Here is a 16,679-nt window from a genome sequence, read left to right on the forward strand (position 1 = left end):
AACCCGCATCAATCGCGCCGTACCAGCCATTCGGCTCGGCGTTGGCGACGCCGGCGGACAGGGCAAGGGCCCCGACTGCGCTGGTGGCCAGAATGAAAGTTTTAACGCGCATGGGTGGATGCCCTCCGCAGCCCAAATGAATTTGTGACGGCGTAGTGGCCGCCGCTAAGGTGTCATAACAGCCCCGCTGGCCCAGGTCGAGATGGCCGGATACGAAGGCTGGCGAGCGTGGCTGATGGGCTACACAACAGCGTTTTGCGGCCCGCTTGCGGGAATTTCAGCCCTGCTTGTCCCCTGAAGGGGGGGCGCGCAAATGGCGGAATCAGGCGACGTCATAGAAAATCCCGGACGCGTTCGAAGGGCATTGGATCAATCGGCCCGCGGCTCAACCGCCGCCGGTTCTCCCCGTGGCCTTGCCCGTTCCTTCGCAGATGGGACAGGTCTCGCCGGTCGGGATCGCCCCGGCGCCCTGACATTCCGGACACAGCACGGGATCGGGACCCTGCAGCGACGCCGGATCCGTCGGGCGGGAACGGGTCAGGTCGCGATCGTCGATCTCATGCTCTTTCATACCCGCGTCAACGGTCCGGGCGCGCGCCGGTTTCATGACGGCTGGTTTCAGGTGACAGGAACCTAGCCTCGCTTTAGGAGCCTGCTCATCATGGACGAGACCGAACGGCAATCCGGGGATCGGGGCTGGGACACGGCGAAGACGCTCGCCGAGGCCCTGCCCTATATCCAGATCTATGACCGCAAGACGGTGGTCATCAAATACGGCGGCCACGCCATGGGCGAGAGCGCGGTCGCTCGTCAGTTCGCGGCCGATGTGGTGTTGCTGAAGCTGATGGGCGTCAATCCGGTCGTGGTGCACGGCGGCGGACCGCAGATCAGCGCCATGCTGGACAAGGCCGGGGTCAGGTCAGCCTTCGTCGATGGCCTGCGGGTCACCGACGCCGACACCATGCAGGTGGCCGAGATGGTCTTGTCCGGCGCGGTCAACAAGGAGATCGCCCACTGGATCACCATGGCCGGCCGTGAGGCGGACGTCAGGGGCGTCGGCCTGTCAGGCAAGGACGCCGGCCTTCTGACCGTCGAAAAGACCAAACGCACCAAGCGCGACCCCGACAGCATGATCGAGCATGAGGTCGATCTGGGCTTTGTCGGAGAGCCGACCCGGGTCGATCCCAAGCTGATCAAACGCCTGCTGGAGTCCGACGCTGACTGGGTGCCGGTCATCGCGCCCATCGGGGTGACCGAGGAAGGCCAGACCTTCAACGTCAATGCCGACACCGTGGCCGGGGCCGTCGCAGGGTCCCTGGGCGCCAAGCGCATGCTGCTGCTGACAGACGTTCCCGGGGTCAAGGGCGCGGACGGAGAGATCATCCGTCAGATGACCGTCGGCGAGGCCTCAAAACTGATCGAGGACGGTGTCGCCACCGGCGGCATGATTCCCAAGCTGCAGACCGCCATGGCCGCAGTCCGCGACGGGGTCGAGGCCGTGGTCATTCTCGACGGGCGCCGGCCGCACGCCATGCTGGTGGAGCTGTTCACCGAACACGGCGCCGGCACGCTGGTGAAGGCAGGATGACGGCCGAACCGGTCCAGGCGACCGAATACGGGGCCGATCTGCGCCATATCCGCAGCTGGATCTTCGATCTCGACGACACCCTGTATCCGCCCGAGAGCCAGTTCATGGGGCTGATCCAGCAACGCATCAACGACTATGTCGTGCGCACCTCGGGCATGCCCGCAGATCAGGCGATGACGGTGCAGAAGGGCTATCTGCGCGACTACGGCACCTCGCTGGCCGGACTGATGGCCCACTACCGGATCGACCCGTACGACTTTCTGGCCGAGGTCCATGACGTGCCGCTGGACGTGCTGACGCCCGATCCTGGCCTGCGCGCGGCGCTTGAGCGGCTGGAAGGTCCGCGCATCGTCTTCACCAACGGCTCCATGGCCCATGCCCGGCGGGTGATCGACAAGCTGGCGCTGGCCGATCTGTTCGACGGCCTGTTCTCGCTGGAGGACGCCGACCTGATCCCCAAGCCGGACCCGCGCACCTTCGCCCGCATGACCGAACGGTTCGGCGTCGACCCGACCACGGCGGCCTTTTTCGAGGATACGGTGCGCAACCTGCCCCCCGCCAAGGCCATCGGTATGACCACCGTTCTGGTCGGCCCACACGCCCATGACGCCGAGGCGCCCTTCGCCGACCACCGGGCCGCCGTCCTCGGCCCCTTCCTCGCCACCGCCCGCCTGCCCGGAGACGCCTGATGACCGATCTGACGCATCTGGAAGCCGTCATCGAAGCCGCCTGGGAAGACCGCGCCCACGTCACGGCCGCCACCCACGGCGAGGTCCGCAAGGCCGTCGATCAGGCGCTGGAGTTGCTGGACTCGGGACAGGCGCGCGTCGCGTCGCGCGGCCCCGACGGCGTCTGGACTACGCATCAGTGGCTGAAGAAGGCGGTGCTGCTGTCCTTCCGCCTCAACGACAATGAGATCCTGCGCGCCGGCGACCGGGGGCCCGCCAGCCATGCGCCGGGCGTGGGCCCGTGGTGGGACAAGGTCCCCAACAAATTCGGCGACTGGACCGCGGCCCATTACCAGGAGGCGGGCTTCCGTTCCGTGCCCGGATCGATCGTGCGCCGGGGCGCCTTCATCGGCCGCAACGTCGTGCTGATGCCCAGTTTCGTGAACATCGGAGCCTATGTGGACGAGGGCGCGATGGTCGATGCCTGGGCCACAGTCGGCTCCTGCGCCCAGATCGGCAAGAACGTCCACCTGTCCGGCGGGGCCGGTATCGGCGGCGTGCTGGAGCCGCTGCAGGCCAGTCCGACCATCATCGAGGACGGTTGTTTCATCGGCGCCCGCGCCGAGGTGGCCGAGGGCGTCATCGTCCGCGAGGGCGCGGTCCTGGCCATGGGCGTCTATCTGTCGGGCTCGACGAAGATCGTCGACCGGGCGACCGGCGAGGTGTTCCGCGGCGAGGTGCCGGCATACAGCGTCGTGGTGCCCGGCAGCCTGCCCGACCCGAACGGCGGGCCGGGCCTTTACTGCGCCGTCATCGTCAAGCGCGTCGATGCGCAGACGCGGGCCAAGACCGGCGTGAACGAACTGCTGCGGGACTGATAAACTTCCCGGCTGCGCGGGATTTGACGGCGGCCTGAGTTGGCTCAAAGATCGCCAGGTGACCTACCTTTTCAAATTCGCAGGCCGCATGAGCCGTGCCGCCTTCTGGTCATACCACTACGGGATCATGGCCCTGACCATGGTTCCCTTGGTCCTCTGCGCAATCTTGTCCTTCAACGGGTTCCCGAACTGGATCTGGTGGACGGTCGGCGTCGGGTTTGTCGCTCACCAAATCGCGACGCTTTCTGGCGTAGTGCGTCGATTCCACGATCGAAACCTGAGCGGATGGTGGACTCTCCTCTCCGGAATCGCGACGCTCACCTTGGTGGCCTGCGGAATGCTGTTGGCGACTGTTCTGGCGGAACCCTACAGCAGCTGGGCCTTTTTTGGCGGTCCGGGTGCAGGCATGGCCGTAATGCTCTGGGTGAATGTTGAACTCTTCTTTCGGGCCGGGAACCCCGGCCCGAACCGCTTCGGCCCGCCGCCCGAATAGCCGTCAGTTCACCGCCGCCAGCCGCACCAGCTTGCCGTTGGTCTCATCCGTGATTGCCCACACCGCGCCGTCCGCCGCCACGGCCACGTCGCGCACCCGTTCGCCCAGGTCGGTCATCAGCCGCTCCTCGCCGACGACCCGGTTTCCCTCAAGCACCAGACGGGCGATGTGCTTTTCCTTCAGGCCGGCGACCAGCAGATTGCCGCGCCAGCCGGGGAACATGGCTCCGTCATAGATCGTCATTCCGCCCGGCGCGATCACCGGATCCCAGTAGTAGGCGGGCTGTTCGATGCCCTCGCGCGCTGTGATCCCGGCGTTGATCGCCGCGCCGCGATATTCGACGCCATAGGCGACGTCGGGCCAGCCATAGTTGAGGCCCGCCCGGTCCAGATTGACCTCGTCGCCGCCCCGTGTGCCGTGCTCGACGGTCCAGACCCGGCCGTCGGCGGCGATGGCGATGCCCTGCATGTTGCGATGGCCCAGCGACCAGATTTCCGGCAGGGCGCCCGCGCGGCCGACGAAGGGATTGTCGGACGGGACCGAGCCGTCGGCGTTGATGCGGATGGTCTTGCCCATGTGCGAGCCCAGATCCTGGGCCTGGGGCCGCATCGGGGCGTCGGACCGCTCGCCGAGGGTGATGAACAGCTTGCCGTCCGGCGCGAACGCCAGCGACGAGCCGTAGTGCAGCGTGCCGTCATAGGTCGGGATGGCCCGGAAGATCGCCTGCACATCCTCGACCCTCGCGCCATCGTCCGACAGCCGGCCGCGCGCCACGGCCGTGGCGTTGCCGCCTTCGCGGGGTTCGGCATAGCTCCAGTAGATCATCCGGTCCTCGCTGAAGCCCGGTCCGACGACGACATCCAGCAGGCCGCCCTGACCCCGGGGATCGACGGCGGGCAGACCCGTGATCGGCTCCCCCACCGCGCCTTGGGCGGTGATGATGCGCAGGCGGCCGGGCCGCTCGGTGACCAGCCAACGGCCGTCGGGCAGCAGAGCCAGGCCCCACGGCTCCACCAGCCCGGAGGCCACCACCGTATGCGCCATGACGACCTCGGTGCGCACGCCGGGTGCCCGGGTCTGGCCGGCGAAGGCGGGCTGCTGGTTCGCGCCATTGGCGGGGCGGGTCTCGACCGGATCGCCGGGCCGCGCCTCGTCCTGTCCGTTCGCCCCGCAGGCGGCGGCCAGGGCCACAGCCGAAACGGAGACGGCGAGGGCGAGCAGGCGCATGGAAAACCCCTTGAAGCGGACGCGGACCGAACGGTCGGCCCAGCCTAGCCGTTCCGTCGCGGCGGCGTCACCTGTCTGCGACGCATCGCCCCGGCCGCGCGACGGCGTGAAGGCGGCTTGAATCCGCCATCTCCCGCCTATATAGGCACCGCTCTTCCGGCGGACAGACCAGTTCCCGCCGGGACTCGAGCGACGTGATCGTCAATTGGGGCTGGGTAGCTCAGCTGGTTAGAGCAATGGATTCATAACCCATAGGTCGGCGGTTCAAGTCCGCCTCCAGCCACCATCACCGCAACCCCACACCCTTCCCCGCGTTACCCGCCAAGGTTCAACGCTGAACGGGGATATTCCATGCGCATCCAGACCATCACGCTCGCCGCCGTCGCCGCCCTTGCGCTGGGCGCCGCCGCCTGCACGCCGGCTGAACAGCAGGAAGCCGAGACCAATGCCGAGGTCGCGGGCGAGAAGGCCGGGGATGTCGCCGCTGAGGCCGGCGAGGTGATCGAGTCCGGCGCCATGAAGGCTGCGCGGGCGGTCGAAGAAGGCGCGGGCAATGTCGCCGCAAGGCTGGAAGACAACCAGGCCGAGGCCGCCGCCGAGGGCCGACCGGGCGCGGTCGATCCTGCGACTGACGAACGCGTCCCGGCGAACTAGGTCGTCAGACCGGCTCCGCCAGCAAGGCGTCGATGAGGGCGCGCGCTTCGGGGCTGGCCCAGTCGGCCTCGCCGGCGAAGGACGCACGAATGCGTCCCCGGCGGTCCAGCAGCACCGTTTGGGGCATCTTTTCCTGCTGGGGCAGCAGGAAGGGCAGCTGGAATTTCATGTCGCTGTAGAGCGGCAGGGGTTCGTGCACGTCGATGAAACTGCGCGCGTCGGCCAGACCGTCCGCGGTGGCGTCGACATTGATCGGCAGAACCATCAGCTCGGTGTCCGGATAGGCCTCGTCCAGACGGGCGAGGGTCGGCATCTCGGTGCGGCAGGGCGCGCACCACATGGCCCAGATGTTGACCACCACCACCTTGCCGCGGAAATCGGCGAAGCGGGCGTCGGCGCCGTCGCGGGTCCTGAACACATAGTCCGGGGCCATCGGGGTGGCGGCGAGGGTTTCCAGCCGGGTCAAGGAGCCGATGGCGAAGCGGGCCAGCGCGCTCTTCGCCGCCGGTTCCGGCGTTGCGACTTTGAAGAAGGCGTCACGATTGGCGTATAGCAGCCCGGCGCCGACGATCATGCCGGCCGCCAGCGCAGCCGCGATCGCTATTCCCGCCGTCTTCGAGCCCTTCATGACCAAGCCTTCCGCCCCCGTTTCGACAGTTAAGCCTTCTCCGAACGCGGAAGGTCAAGACATGTGGGGCGGGCGCTTCTCGGCGCGTCCGGCCGACATCATGCAGGCGATCAACGTTTCCATCGGCGTCGACCGCCGGCTGTGGGCCCAGGATCTGGCCGGATCGCGCGCCCATTGCCGCATGCTGGCGGCGCGCAAGATCATCACCGGGGCCGACGCCGACGCCATACTTGGCGGGCTGGACGCCATCGAGGCCGAGATCCGGGCCGGGACCTTCCCGTTCCGCGACCAGTTCGAAGACATTCATATGAACATCGAGGCGCGGCTGGCCGAGCTGGTCGGCGAGCCCTCGGGCCGGCTGCACACGGCGCGCAGCCGCAACGACCAGGTGGCGACCGATTTCCGCCTGTGGGTCCGCGCCGCCTGCGACGCAGCCGTCGAACAGCTGAAGGGCCTGCAGTCGGCCCTGCTGGCCCGCGCCGAACAGCACGCCGCCGCCCTGATGCCCGGCTTCACCCATCTGCAGCCGGCCCAGCCGGTGACCTTCGGCCACCATCTGATGGCCTATGTCGAGATGTTCGGCCGCGACGCCGCCCGTTTCGCCGACGCCCGCACGCGGATGAACGAGAATCCGCTGGGCGCCGCCGCCCTCGCCGGCTCCCCCTTCCCCATCGACCGTCATATGACCGCGGCCGAGCTGGGATTCGACCGGCCGATGGGCAATTCGCTGGACGCCGTCTCGGACCGTGATTTCGCGCTGGAAAGCCTCGCCGCCGCCTCGATCTGCGCCGGCCACCTGTCGCGGCTGGCCGAGGAGATCGTCATCTGGATGACGCCGCAGTTCGGTTTCGTGACCCTGCCCGACGACCTGACCACCGGCTCGTCGATCATGCCGCAGAAACGCAATCCAGACGCGGCGGAGCTGGTGCGGGCCAAGACGGGCCGGATCATGGGCTCGCTGGTCGCCCTGTCGACGGTGATGAAGGGCCTGCCGCTGGCCTATTCCAAGGACATGCAGGAGGACAAGCCGCCGGTGTTCGAGGCCTTCGACGCCCTGACACTGGCGTTGGGAGCCATGACGGCCATGGTTTCGGGCCTGCAGCCCAACACCGAACGGATGCGCGCGGCCGCCGGCTCGGGCTTTTCCACCGCCACCGACCTGGCCGACTGGCTGGTGCGCGAGCTAAACCTGCCGTTCCGCAAGGCGCACCATGTTACGGGCGCTGCGGTGAAGCGGGCCGAGGCCCTGAACGTGGATTTGTCGCAACTGCCGCTGGCTGAACTGCAATCGCTGGAGGCGGGCGTGACGGAAGCGGTTTACAAGGTGCTCACCCCTGAGGCTTCCTGCGCCAGCCGCCAGAGTTTCGGGGGCACGGCGCCGGAACAGGTCCGCGCGCGCATCGCCGAGTGGAAGACGCGTCTGTGATGAAAAAGATCGTTCTTGCGGGCGTCGCCGCCCTGATCGCCGTCTCCGCCGCCGCTTGCGGCCGCATGGCTGACCTGGACGCCCCGCCGGTCAGACAAACCGAGCGCGGCATGCGCGACGAGCGGGCCCCCAGCCTGCCCGAGCCCGCCACCGTCAACCGTCCGCCCAGCCAGGTTCCGATCGATGGCGGCCCCAGCTCGAACCCCTACGGCGGTTCGGGCTCCAACCCCGGCTAGGCTTCCCTTGCACCATTTCGACCGGATCAACGGCGCGCTTCATGCCGAGGGCGTGCCGCTGGAGGCGCTCGCCGCAGCGGTCGGCACGCCGGCCTATGTCTATTCGACCGCCACCCTGACACGGCACTACGGCCTGCTGGCCGACGCGGTCGCGGCCCGTCCGGCGGCCCTCGGTCAGGCCCTGATCGCCTTTGCGGTGAAGGCCAATTCCAATCTGTCGGTGCTGGCCACCCTCGCCCGGCTGGGCTGCGGCGCCGACACCGTGTCCGAAGGCGAGATCCGGCGGGCGCTGAAGGCGGGCGTTCCGGCCAACCGCATCGTCTTCTCCGGCGTGGGCAAGACCGACGCAGAACTGGCCTTCGCCATCGACGCCGGGGTGCGCCAGATCAATGTCGAAAGCGCCGTCGAACTGGATCGGCTGATCGAAATCTCGTCGTCGCTCAAGCAGCGAGCGACCGCGTCGCGAGCGATAGCGACCCCGGAAATTGCCATCCGGGTCAATCCTTCGGTCGGGGCGGGCGGCCATGCGAAGATCACCACCGGCGGTGCGACCGACAAGTTCGGCGTGCCCGCGGACGAGGTCCACGCCCTCTACGCCCGCGCCAGCCTGTCGCCGCATGTGACGCCGGTTGGTCTGGCCTGTCACATCGGCAGCCAGATCACCACGCTGGAGCCGTTGGAGGCCGCCTTCCGCGCCCTGCGAGCCATGACGCTGGAACTGCGCGGCGCGGGCCTGTCCGTGTCCCGGCTCGACCTCGGCGGCGGGCTGGGGGTGCCCTACCATGGCCAGTCGGACCTGCCGTCAATCGAGGCCTATGTCGCCATGGCCGCGCGGGTTCTTGACGGTCTGGAGGTCGAGGCGGCGTTCGAGCCCGGCCGTCTGCTGGCCGCCAACGCCGGGGTGCTGCTGAGCCGGGTCATCCAGGTCAATGAACGCGGCGACGGCCGGCGCTTTCTCGTGCTGGACGCGGGCATGAACGACCTGATGCGCCCGGCCCTCTACGACGCCTTCCACGATCTGGTCCCGGTGCAGCCGCGCGAGGGCGAGCCGCGGCTCTACGACCTCGTCGGCCCGATCTGCGAATCCACCGACATCTTCGCCCGCGACCGTCTGCTGCCGCCGATGCAGACCGGCGATCTGGTCGCCTTCATGGGGGCGGGCGCCTATGGCGCGGTTCTCGCCAGCGAGTACAACTCGCGGCCGCTGGTGCCGGAGGTGCTGGTGGATGGCGAGCGCTGGGCGGTGGTGCGTGGGCGGCCAACGTATGACGAGATGCTGGGGCGAGAGCCGCAGGCGGAGTGGCTGTGAAAAGGGCTTAGGGCCTAAGCCCTACGACCTTCAATCCAGCGCGCACACATCCGGCAGGCCCCGCAGCGCGCCCGCGTGATCCAGCCCGTATCCCACCAGAAACCGGTTCGGCGCCTCCCAGCCGACGAAGTCCGGCTCGGGCGCACGCGGCAGCGGCCAGGGCTTTTTGGCGAAGACCACGGTAAGGACTTCCGACGCGCCCTTCTCCCGGGCGATCCGGACCGCCTCAGCCAGCGACAGGCCGGTGTCGAAGACGTCATCGACGATCAGCACCCGGCGGCCGGCGATGGGGCGCTGGAAATTCGCATAGACGTCGATCCTGCCCCGGCTTTCCTTATCGTCGCCGTAGGAGGCCAGCCACAGGGCGTCGAAGCGGACGTTGCGGCCGATCCGCGACAGGGCGCGGGTCAGGTCGGCGGCGAACCACAGGCCGCCGGTCAGCAGCACCGCCGCCACTGTCTCGTCGTCGATCACCGGGGCGATCTGGGCGGCGAGATCAGCGACGATGCGCTGGACCTCGGATTCGGGGAGCAGGACGGTGGGCTTGGGGGGAGTGTCAGCCATGCGAGGCGGATACCGCCTCTTCCGCATGCGTGTCCACCACCGGCACGGCGTCGATCGGCTGCATGTCCAGCGGAGCCGTAGAACCCGGTGAAAGCGCGGGGCGCAGATCGCTGGCTTCAGCGTCCATCGCGGGCCGAAGCGGAGCCGCCGCGGCGTGCTCGGCCGGGGCCGGCGGACGGCGGGTGTCGGCATGGACCGTCCGCGCGGGCGGCGCGGCGGCGCGGTCAGGGGCGTCCTCCAGCACGAAGGCCACGCCGACGCCCTGCCCGCGCGCGCCCGGATCGGGAATCACGGCGGCGAAGCCCTGGACCTTGCCCGGCAGCACCGGGGCGGCGTCGATGCGAACGACGGCGTGGCCGATCTCGGCGCCGTGGGCGTCCAGCAGGGCGACCCGCACCGGCGGGGCGATCCGCTCATTGTCGCGCACATTCCTCAGCGCGCCCGAGACCAGCACCTTGCCCGGGTCAGAGGGCAGGGGTTTGGCGCTGACCGCCTCGAAATCCAGCCCGGTGGGGTTCACGGTCAGGCCGACGGCGGCGTAGGCGGCGGCGGCGCGGGGGGCCAGCTCGACCACCTCGACCCGGAACAGCCAGGCGGAGGCCAGCAGGGCGGCGAAGCCCGAGGCGATGCCCGCCCAGACCACGCCATGGGTCGCGGCGCGGCGCAGGCGGCGCTGCTGTTCGGCGCGGGCCCGGAAGGCCTTGGGCAGTTCAGGCGCGGGCGTCTCGGCCAGTGATTCAGATTCGGGCTCGTCGCGATGGCCGAAACTGACGGCCTCGGTCGGCGTCGACGATTGCGACAGCTCCAGCGGCTCGTCCAGCGTCGCCCGCCAGGTGTGGCGGCACGACTTGCAGCGCACGGTCCGGCCGCCTGCCCCGATCGCCTCATCAGGGGTGAAATAGCTGGTGGCGCAGGACGGGCAGGTCAGTATCATGTGCGCTGACTGCGAGGCTCTTCGCCCCCTCCCGTCGCGGCCTGGCCGCGTCCTGACCCGAAATTCATGCCCGTCCAGCCCCGCCGCGCTTATGAATCCGACGCCGCGACCGAGACCGTGCGCCTGTCGGGCGTAGGCTTTGGCTATGCGGCGGCGCACCGCGCGCTGCGGGACGTTAACCTCACCTTGCCAGCCGGCTCTTTCCACTTCCTTACCGGGGCGTCAGGGGCGGGCAAATCGACCCTGCTCAAACTGCTGACCCTGGCCGAACACCCGCTGACCGGAACCCTGCACCTGTTTGGCGAGGACGCCACCACGACCCCGCGCCGCGCCCTGCCCGCCTTCCGCCGCCGGATGGGGGTGGTGTTCCAGGATTTCCGGCTGCTGGATCACCTGTCCGCCTTCGACAATGTCGCCCTGCCCCTGCGGCTGACCGGCCGCAAACAGGCCGACTATGCGGGCGACGTCGAGGAGATGCTGGACTGGGTCGGGCTCGGCGAGCGGATGGACGACCGGCCGCCTTCCTTCTCGGGCGGCGAGAAGCAGCGGCTGGCCATCGCCCGCGCCGTGGTGACCAGGCCGGAGCTGATCCTCGCCGACGAGCCCACCGGCAGCGTCGACGCCGCCATGGGCGAGAGGCTGCTCAAACTGTTCCAGTCGCTGAACCGGCTGGGGACCACCGTGCTGATCGCCAGCCATGACGAGGCGCTGGCCGAACGGTCGGGCGCGACGGTTCTGAGGCTCGAAGGCGGACGGCTGACCGGAGGCGCGACATGACCGGCCGCCTGTTCAACAGCCGCGCGCCCCTGCTCCCACGTGACGCAGGCGGCGAGGCATGGCTGGCGGGCCTGATCGCCGTGCTCTGTTTCCTCGCCTGTCTGTCGGCGGTCGGCGCCGTCTCGGCCGACCGGGCGGCCCACGGCTGGGCGCGCCAGCTGCGGGCCGAGGCCACCGTCCAGGTGCGGCCGCGCGTCGGCGAGACCGGAGCCGAGGCCGCCGCCCGCGCCGCCCAGACACTCGCCGGGGTCGAGGGCGTGTCCGAGGCCGAGGCCATGGACCGCGAGACCGCCGAGGCCCTGCTGCGTCCGTGGATCGGCGACGCTGTCCTGCCCGACCTGCCCATACCCTATCTGGTCACCGTGCGACTGGACCCGACGGCCCCCGCCAGCGCCGTGACCCTGGGACGGGCCCTGGCCGAGGCCGGGCTGGACGCCACCGTCGACGACCACAGCCTGTGGCGCGGCGAGGTCGAGCGGTCGGCGGGCCTGATCACCCTTCTGGCCGCCGCCGCCTTCCTGTTGACCGCCGGCGCGGCCGGAGCCGCCGTCGCCTACGCCACCCGGGCCGGGATGGCGGCGCAGTCGGGAGTGATCAGCACCCTCAGCCTGAACGGCGCTTCGGACGGGGCTATCGCCGGCCTCTATCAGGCTCGCTACGGCCTGCTGGCGGCCGGGGCCGGGGCCATCGGGGCGCTGCTCGCCATGGCGATGGTCGCGGCCATGCGCTTCCTGGGCGGGGCTGAGGGCGTGACGCCCGCCCTGCCGTTGGCGTGGAGCGACCTGCTGATTCTCTCGCCATGTCCGCTGCTCGCGGGTACGGTGGCGCTTGTGGCGGCGCGATTCACCGCGCTGGCGCGGCTGAAGCGGGGTCACTAGGTTAAGCGCATGAAGTTTCTGACCTTCATCGCGATACTGGTGCTGATCTGGACGATCGGTCTGTTCGCCTTCGCCGATCGCGTGCGCGGCTTCACGCCTGCGCCCGAGCCGGCCCGCGCCGACGCCATCGTGGCCCTGACCGGCCCCTCGGCCGAACGGGTCAACGCCGCCATCCGCCTGCTGGAGCAGGACAAGGGTCAGCGGGTGCTGATCTCCGGGGTCAATCGCGAGGTCCGCCGTCAGGAGCTGCGCGCCCTGACCCCCGGCTCCAACCGCCTGTTCAACTGCTGCGTGGACCTGGGTTTCGAGGCCGAAGACACCACCGGCAACGCCCAGGAGATCGCCGCCTGGGCCGACGCCAAGGGCTATGACAGCCTGATCGTGGTGACCTCGGACTATCACATGCCCCGCGCCCTGACCGAGATCCGCGCCGCCGCGCCCGGCGTCGAGCTGACGCCCTTTGCCGTCGAGACGCCGTCGCTGGACAATTCCCGCTGGTGGAAGGCCGCCGTCACAGCCCGACGGATGACGCTGGAATATATGAAATATCTCGCCGCCCTGGCCCGCGCCACGGTCGGCGGCGGCGGCGGTGGCGGCGACCGTCCGACCACGGACGAACCTGTAGCCGAAAAGGCCGCCTGACGTGACCACGATCCGGTCACTGGTGTTCGTGATGTGGCTCTATCTGTCATTGGCCCTTTTCGCGGTCGGCCTGTCGCCGGCCCTGTTGATGCCCTACCGCCAGGCGATGTGGGTGATCCGCAACTGGTCGAAATTCTGCCTGTTCGGGCTGCGCTGGATCGCCGGGGTCAAGGTCGAGTTCCGCGGCATCGAGCATATGCCGGTTGGGGCCTGCCTGATCGCCGGCAAGCACCAGTCGATGCTGGACGTCATCGCCCCCTTCGCCGTCCTGCCCGACAACTGTTTCATCATGAAGCAGGAGCTGGCCCCCCTGCCCTTCTTCGGCTGGTTCGCCGTGAAGACGAAGATGATCGCGGTCGACCGTTCAGCCCACTCCAGGGCGCTGAAGAACATGGTCAAACAGGCGCGTGTCCGCCACGCCGAGGGCCGCCAGATCCTGATCTTCCCGGAAGGCACCCGCGCGCCCGTCGGCGCGCCCGCCGACTACAAGCCCGGTATCGCCGCCCTCTACCGCGACCTCGACTGCCCCTGCACCCCGATGGCGACCAATTCGGGTGTGCATTGGCCCGCGCACGGGTTCCGGCGGTATCCGGGAACCATCGTCTATGAGTTCCTGCCGGCGATACCGGCGGGGCTGAAGCGGGCGGAGTTCATGGCGGTGCTGGAGGAGCGGGTCGAAACCGCCTCCAACCAATTGCTTTCGTCATCCTCCGGCAAGCCGCTTTAGCGGCGCAGACCGGGGGACCCAGCGGCGCCGAAGGCGACCTGTTCAGGCCTTGTGTCCGCGACAGGTTCGCGCTCACGCGTGCCGCTGGGTCCCCCGGTCTCGCTTCGCTCGCCGGAGGATGACGATAGCGGGGGGATCCTACCGCAGCGTCTCCCACGACAGCGCATGCACCCGGTCCTTGCCCAACGCCGCCGTCATAGGCGGCTCGGCGAACAGCCCTGCGATCGCCGGATCCCTCACATCCAGACCACCGGTGAACGCCCCGAACGCCGGCAGCACCGCCCTCCGCCCGTCCGTCACGAAACACGGCCGCCGTACCCCCCGTCCATGGGCCGCCACCCGCGCCGCCGGGTGCAGGTGGCCGGCGATCTCGCCCGGCTGGACGCCGGGCTGCGGCTCATGGATCAGGCGCAGCGAGCCCAGCGCCATCGTCTCAACCACCTCGCCGACGAGGTCGTCCATCGCGCCCGCGAGCGCGGCGATGTCGTGGTTGCCCTCCAGCCAGATCCAGTCGCGCCCCGCCGCCAGCCGGTCCAGCCTCGCCTTGTCGTCCTGCGCCATCCGGCCCACCGAGGCCGCATCGTGGAAACTGTCGCCCAGCAGCACCACCGCCGCCGGCTGCAGCGCCTCGATCTCGGCCTCCAGCCGGTCCAGGGTGGCGCGGCTATCGTAGGGCGGCAGCATCTGGCCCCGTGCGGCGAAAGCCGAGCCCTTCTCGAGATGCAGATCGGCGGCGATCAGGGTGCGGTGGTTCACTACCCACAGGGCGCCCGAACAGCGCAGCACGCAGGGCTCGCCTTCGATCGAGACGCGCAGCCCGCCGCTGGGGCAACGCGCCGGGGACAGGGCCTGCCGGAGCGCGGCGTTCATCGGGCGGCGCCCAGGAAAAGCCCTCCCCCTCGACGGGGGAGGGTTGGGTGGGGGTGGAGGCACGATACCTGACAATCTGGCGGGGGAGGCTCGGTCGAAAGATCCGGCGTCTCTCGCACCACATCTTCGAGCAGCCTGCCCCCACCCCCATCCCCGACCCTTCCCCCCTCGAGGGGGAAGGGAGAAGCGGGCCGCGCCCTCACGCTGCACCCTCCAGCCTGGGCGCGTCCGCCATCACTTCGGCGATCAGCGTCTCTTCGTCGAAACCGTAGGCGCTGGCGTCGAGGATCATTTCAGCCGCTTGTCCGCCGCCGACACGCTCGCGCCCGATCTGCACCAGAACCGGGACGCAGAAAGGCGAGGGCCGCTCCAACGGCACATGGCGGATGTGGCCCCTGATGCGCTCCAGAAGTTGCCCCAGCCGCGCCACATCCAGCAAGCCCGCGGCCGCGTCTGCGCGGGCGGTCTTGAGTAGCAGGTGGTCGGGTTGGTGGCGGCGCAGCACGTCGTAAATCAGGTCTGTCGAGAAGGTCACCTGCCGGCCGGTCTTCTCGGTCCCCGGCTGGCGCTTTTCGATCAGGCCGGAGATCAGGGCGCAGTTGCGGAAGGTGCGCTTCATCATAAAGCTCTCCTCCAGCCAGCTCTCCAGATCGTCGCCCAGCATGTCGGGTTCGAAAGGGGCGTCGAGGTCGAGGCCGTCCATCGGCTTGATCGACCAGATGGCCAGCGAATAGTCGGTGACGACGAAGCCCAGCGGTCCGACGCCCAGCCGGTCCAACCGCCGCGTCAGCAGCATGCACAGCGTTCCGTGCGCCAGCCCGCCCTCGAACGGATAGGCGACGAGGAAATGCCGCGAGCCGCGCGGAAAGGTCTCGACCAGCAGGGTCCCGGCGTCTGGAATGACCGACCGCGTCTCCTGCAGCTCCAGCCATTCCTGCACGTCGGGCGGCAGGACGCGCCAGTGGTCGCGGTCCTGGATCATGGCCCGGACGCGGTCGGCCAGCGAGGTCGACATGGGGAATTTCGACCCGCCCCATGATGGGATCTTCGGGTCCTTGTCCTGCGCATGGGTGACCAGCGCGTCCATGCCGTTGATGCCTTGAAACGCCCAGACCTGACCGGCGAAGACGAAGGTGTCGCCCGGGGACATCTGTTCGAAATAGTTCTCCTCGGCCTCGCCGACCTTGCGTCCGCCGATCAGCTGTTTCGCCGCGCCCCCGCGCCGGGAGGCGATGCGCACATTGAGGGTCGCCGCCGCCACGATGGTCCCGACGTTCATCCGGTGCCGCTGGGCCGTCTGGGCGTTGCGTACGGTCCATTTGGCGTCGCGGGTGCGGACGATCCGCGCGAACCGCTCATAGGTGCGCAGCGCGTAGCCGCCGGTGGCGACCAGATCGACGACCTCTTCGAACGCCTCATACGTCAGGCCGCGGTAGGGACCGCAGCCGGTGATCTCCGCATACAGGTCATCGAGGGCGAACGGCTCGGAACAGGCGCAGCCCATGACGTGCTGGGCCAGGGTGTCGAGCGTGCCGGTGTGGACCGGCTCCCAGTCGAAGGCGTTCTCGGCCACGGCCTCGCGCGCCGCCTGGCATTCCAGCATCTCGAACCGGCTGGCCGGGACCATCAGGGCGCGAGAGGGCTCATCGAGACGGTGGTTGGCCCGGCCGATCCGCTGCACCAGCCGCGAGGCTCCCTTGGGCGCGGCCAGCTGGATGACCAGATCGACGTCGCCCCAGTCGATGCCGAGATCCAGCGTCGAGGTGCAGACCACGGCCCGCAGGCCGCCCCGCGCCATGGCCGCCTCGACCTTGCGGCGCTGCTCCGCCGCCAGCGAGCCGTGGTGCAGGGCTATCGGCAAGTCGTCCTCATTGATGGCCCACAGCGACTGGAACACGAACTCCGCCTGCCAGCGCGTGTTGACGAAGATCAGGGTCAGGCCCGAGCGCTTGAGCGCCTCATAGACCTCGGGGATGGCGTGCTGGCCGGTGTGGCCGGCCCACGGCACCTTGCCCTCGCTGACGAGGACATCAACCACGGGGCGCGCGCCGGGATCACCACGGACAATGGTGACCTGTTCTCCCCCCATCGGGGGGAGGGGACCATGCGAAGCATGGTGAGGGGGGCCGGGGGGGGGGGGGGGGGGGGGGGGGGGGGGGGGGGGGGGGGGGGGGGGGGGG

The 16,679-nt window shown here is 69.3% G+C and carries 19 protein-coding genes and 1 tRNA gene; 13 read left to right on the forward strand and 7 right to left on the reverse strand.

Annotation, left to right across the window (positions count from 1 at the left end; all coding sequences use genetic code 11):
• Positions 1-385: 385 nt before the first annotated feature.
• Positions 386-571, reverse strand: coding sequence for a hypothetical protein (locus tag ACTIEW_RS15415; RefSeq protein WP_439478785.1), 186 nt, complete (start codon positions 569-571; stop codon positions 386-388).
• A 90-nt stretch (positions 572-661) separates the two neighbouring features.
• On the opposite strand from ACTIEW_RS15415, the gene argB reads away from it, so the two are divergent.
• The 4 genes from argB to ACTIEW_RS15435 are packed head-to-tail and all read left to right on the forward strand — an operon-like array spanning position 662 to position 3,627.
• Positions 662-1,588: an acetylglutamate kinase gene (gene argB, locus ACTIEW_RS15420; RefSeq protein WP_439478786.1), complete on the forward strand. Its 927-nt coding sequence runs from the start codon at positions 662-664 to the stop codon at positions 1,586-1,588.
• Positions 1,585-2,277, forward strand: a complete 693-nt coding sequence (locus ACTIEW_RS15425) for a pyrimidine 5'-nucleotidase (RefSeq protein WP_439478787.1) — start codon at positions 1,585-1,587, stop codon at positions 2,275-2,277. Before argB ends, ACTIEW_RS15425 begins: the two co-directional genes overlap by 4 nt.
• Positions 2,277-3,134 (forward strand): 2,3,4,5-tetrahydropyridine-2,6-dicarboxylate N-succinyltransferase, encoded by an 858-nt coding sequence (dapD, locus tag ACTIEW_RS15430; protein WP_439478788.1) that lies wholly within the window; start codon positions 2,277-2,279, stop codon positions 3,132-3,134. The genes ACTIEW_RS15425 and dapD overlap by 1 nt, the downstream gene beginning before the upstream one ends.
• A 58-nt stretch (positions 3,135-3,192) precedes the next feature.
• On the forward strand, positions 3,193-3,627 hold the full coding sequence (locus tag ACTIEW_RS15435; RefSeq protein WP_439478789.1) for a DUF805 domain-containing protein: 435 nt from the start codon (positions 3,193-3,195) through the stop codon (positions 3,625-3,627).
• A gap of 3 nt (positions 3,628-3,630) precedes the next feature.
• Here ACTIEW_RS15435 and ACTIEW_RS15440 read toward each other — a convergent pair whose 3' ends face one another.
• Positions 3,631-4,854: a PQQ-dependent sugar dehydrogenase gene (locus ACTIEW_RS15440; protein ID WP_439478790.1), complete on the reverse strand. Its 1,224-nt coding sequence runs from the start codon at positions 4,852-4,854 to the stop codon at positions 3,631-3,633.
• Between the two features lie 209 nt (positions 4,855-5,063).
• Between ACTIEW_RS15440 and ACTIEW_RS15445 the strand changes: the two genes are divergently transcribed.
• A tRNA-Met gene (locus ACTIEW_RS15445) sits at positions 5,064-5,140 on the forward strand.
• 65 nt (positions 5,141-5,205) lie between these two features.
• On the forward strand, positions 5,206-5,508 hold the full coding sequence (locus tag ACTIEW_RS15450) for a hypothetical protein (RefSeq protein ID WP_439478791.1): 303 nt from the start codon (positions 5,206-5,208) through the stop codon (positions 5,506-5,508).
• A gap of 4 nt (positions 5,509-5,512) precedes the next feature.
• Here the strand turns inward: ACTIEW_RS15450 and ACTIEW_RS15455 are convergent, their stop codons facing one another.
• Entirely contained in the window at positions 5,513-6,136 is a 624-nt protein-coding gene (locus ACTIEW_RS15455) for a TlpA family protein disulfide reductase (RefSeq protein WP_439478792.1), read from the reverse strand.
• 61 nt (positions 6,137-6,197) lie between these two features.
• On the opposite strand from ACTIEW_RS15455, the gene argH reads away from it, so the two are divergent.
• From argH to lysA, 3 genes are read left to right on the forward strand one after another with little or no spacing between them, the layout of a single operon-like run.
• On the forward strand, positions 6,198-7,562 hold the full coding sequence (gene argH, locus ACTIEW_RS15460; protein ID WP_439478793.1) for an argininosuccinate lyase: 1,365 nt from the start codon (positions 6,198-6,200) through the stop codon (positions 7,560-7,562).
• Complete coding sequence (locus tag ACTIEW_RS15465) at positions 7,562-7,798, forward strand: hypothetical protein (protein WP_439478794.1); 237 nt, start codon at positions 7,562-7,564, stop codon at positions 7,796-7,798. Before argH ends, ACTIEW_RS15465 begins: the two co-directional genes overlap by 1 nt.
• A 7-nt stretch (positions 7,799-7,805) precedes the next feature.
• Positions 7,806-9,107 (forward strand): diaminopimelate decarboxylase, encoded by a 1,302-nt coding sequence (gene lysA / locus ACTIEW_RS15470; protein WP_439478795.1) that lies wholly within the window; start codon positions 7,806-7,808, stop codon positions 9,105-9,107.
• A gap of 30 nt (positions 9,108-9,137) precedes the next feature.
• On the opposite strand, the gene ACTIEW_RS15475 is transcribed toward lysA, so the two are convergent.
• Both ACTIEW_RS15475 and ACTIEW_RS15480 read right to left on the reverse strand, forming a co-directional pair.
• Entirely contained in the window at positions 9,138-9,671 is a 534-nt protein-coding gene (locus ACTIEW_RS15475) for a phosphoribosyltransferase (protein ID WP_439478796.1), read from the reverse strand.
• Entirely contained in the window at positions 9,664-10,605 is a 942-nt protein-coding gene (locus tag ACTIEW_RS15480) for an MJ0042-type zinc finger domain-containing protein (protein ID WP_439478797.1), read from the reverse strand. The genes ACTIEW_RS15475 and ACTIEW_RS15480 overlap by 8 nt, the downstream gene beginning before the upstream one ends.
• A 66-nt stretch (positions 10,606-10,671) precedes the next feature.
• Here ACTIEW_RS15480 and ACTIEW_RS15485 point away from each other — a divergent pair, with 66 nt between their 5' ends.
• Genes ACTIEW_RS15485 through ACTIEW_RS15500 form a run of 4 tightly spaced genes read left to right on the forward strand, consistent with a single transcriptional unit; the run spans position 10,672 to position 13,629 of the window.
• Positions 10,672-11,382: a cell division ATP-binding protein FtsE gene (locus tag ACTIEW_RS15485; RefSeq protein ID WP_439478798.1), complete on the forward strand. Its 711-nt coding sequence runs from the start codon at positions 10,672-10,674 to the stop codon at positions 11,380-11,382.
• Positions 11,379-12,260 (forward strand): ABC transporter permease, encoded by an 882-nt coding sequence (locus ACTIEW_RS15490; protein WP_439478799.1) that lies wholly within the window; start codon positions 11,379-11,381, stop codon positions 12,258-12,260. The genes ACTIEW_RS15485 and ACTIEW_RS15490 overlap by 4 nt, the downstream gene beginning before the upstream one ends.
• A gap of 9 nt (positions 12,261-12,269) precedes the next feature.
• Positions 12,270-12,902, forward strand: coding sequence for a YdcF family protein (locus ACTIEW_RS15495; RefSeq protein ID WP_439478800.1), 633 nt, complete (start codon positions 12,270-12,272; stop codon positions 12,900-12,902).
• A gap of 1 nt (position 12,903) precedes the next feature.
• The gene (locus tag ACTIEW_RS15500) at positions 12,904-13,629 is read left to right on the forward strand and encodes a lysophospholipid acyltransferase family protein (RefSeq protein WP_439478801.1); all 726 of its coding nucleotides are present in this window, start codon (positions 12,904-12,906) and stop codon (positions 13,627-13,629) included.
• A gap of 138 nt (positions 13,630-13,767) precedes the next feature.
• Here ACTIEW_RS15500 and pdeM read toward each other — a convergent pair whose 3' ends face one another.
• Entirely contained in the window at positions 13,768-14,499 is a 732-nt protein-coding gene (gene pdeM / locus ACTIEW_RS15505) for a ligase-associated DNA damage response endonuclease PdeM (protein WP_439478802.1), read from the reverse strand.
• Between the two features lie 199 nt (positions 14,500-14,698).
• A partial coding sequence (locus ACTIEW_RS15510; protein ID WP_439478803.1) for a helicase-related protein occupies positions 14,699-16,679 on the reverse strand: 1,981 nt, incomplete at its 5' end.

It is taken from the genome of Brevundimonas sp., from assembly GCF_051860745.1.
GTDB lineage: Bacteria > Pseudomonadota > Alphaproteobacteria > Caulobacterales > Caulobacteraceae > Brevundimonas.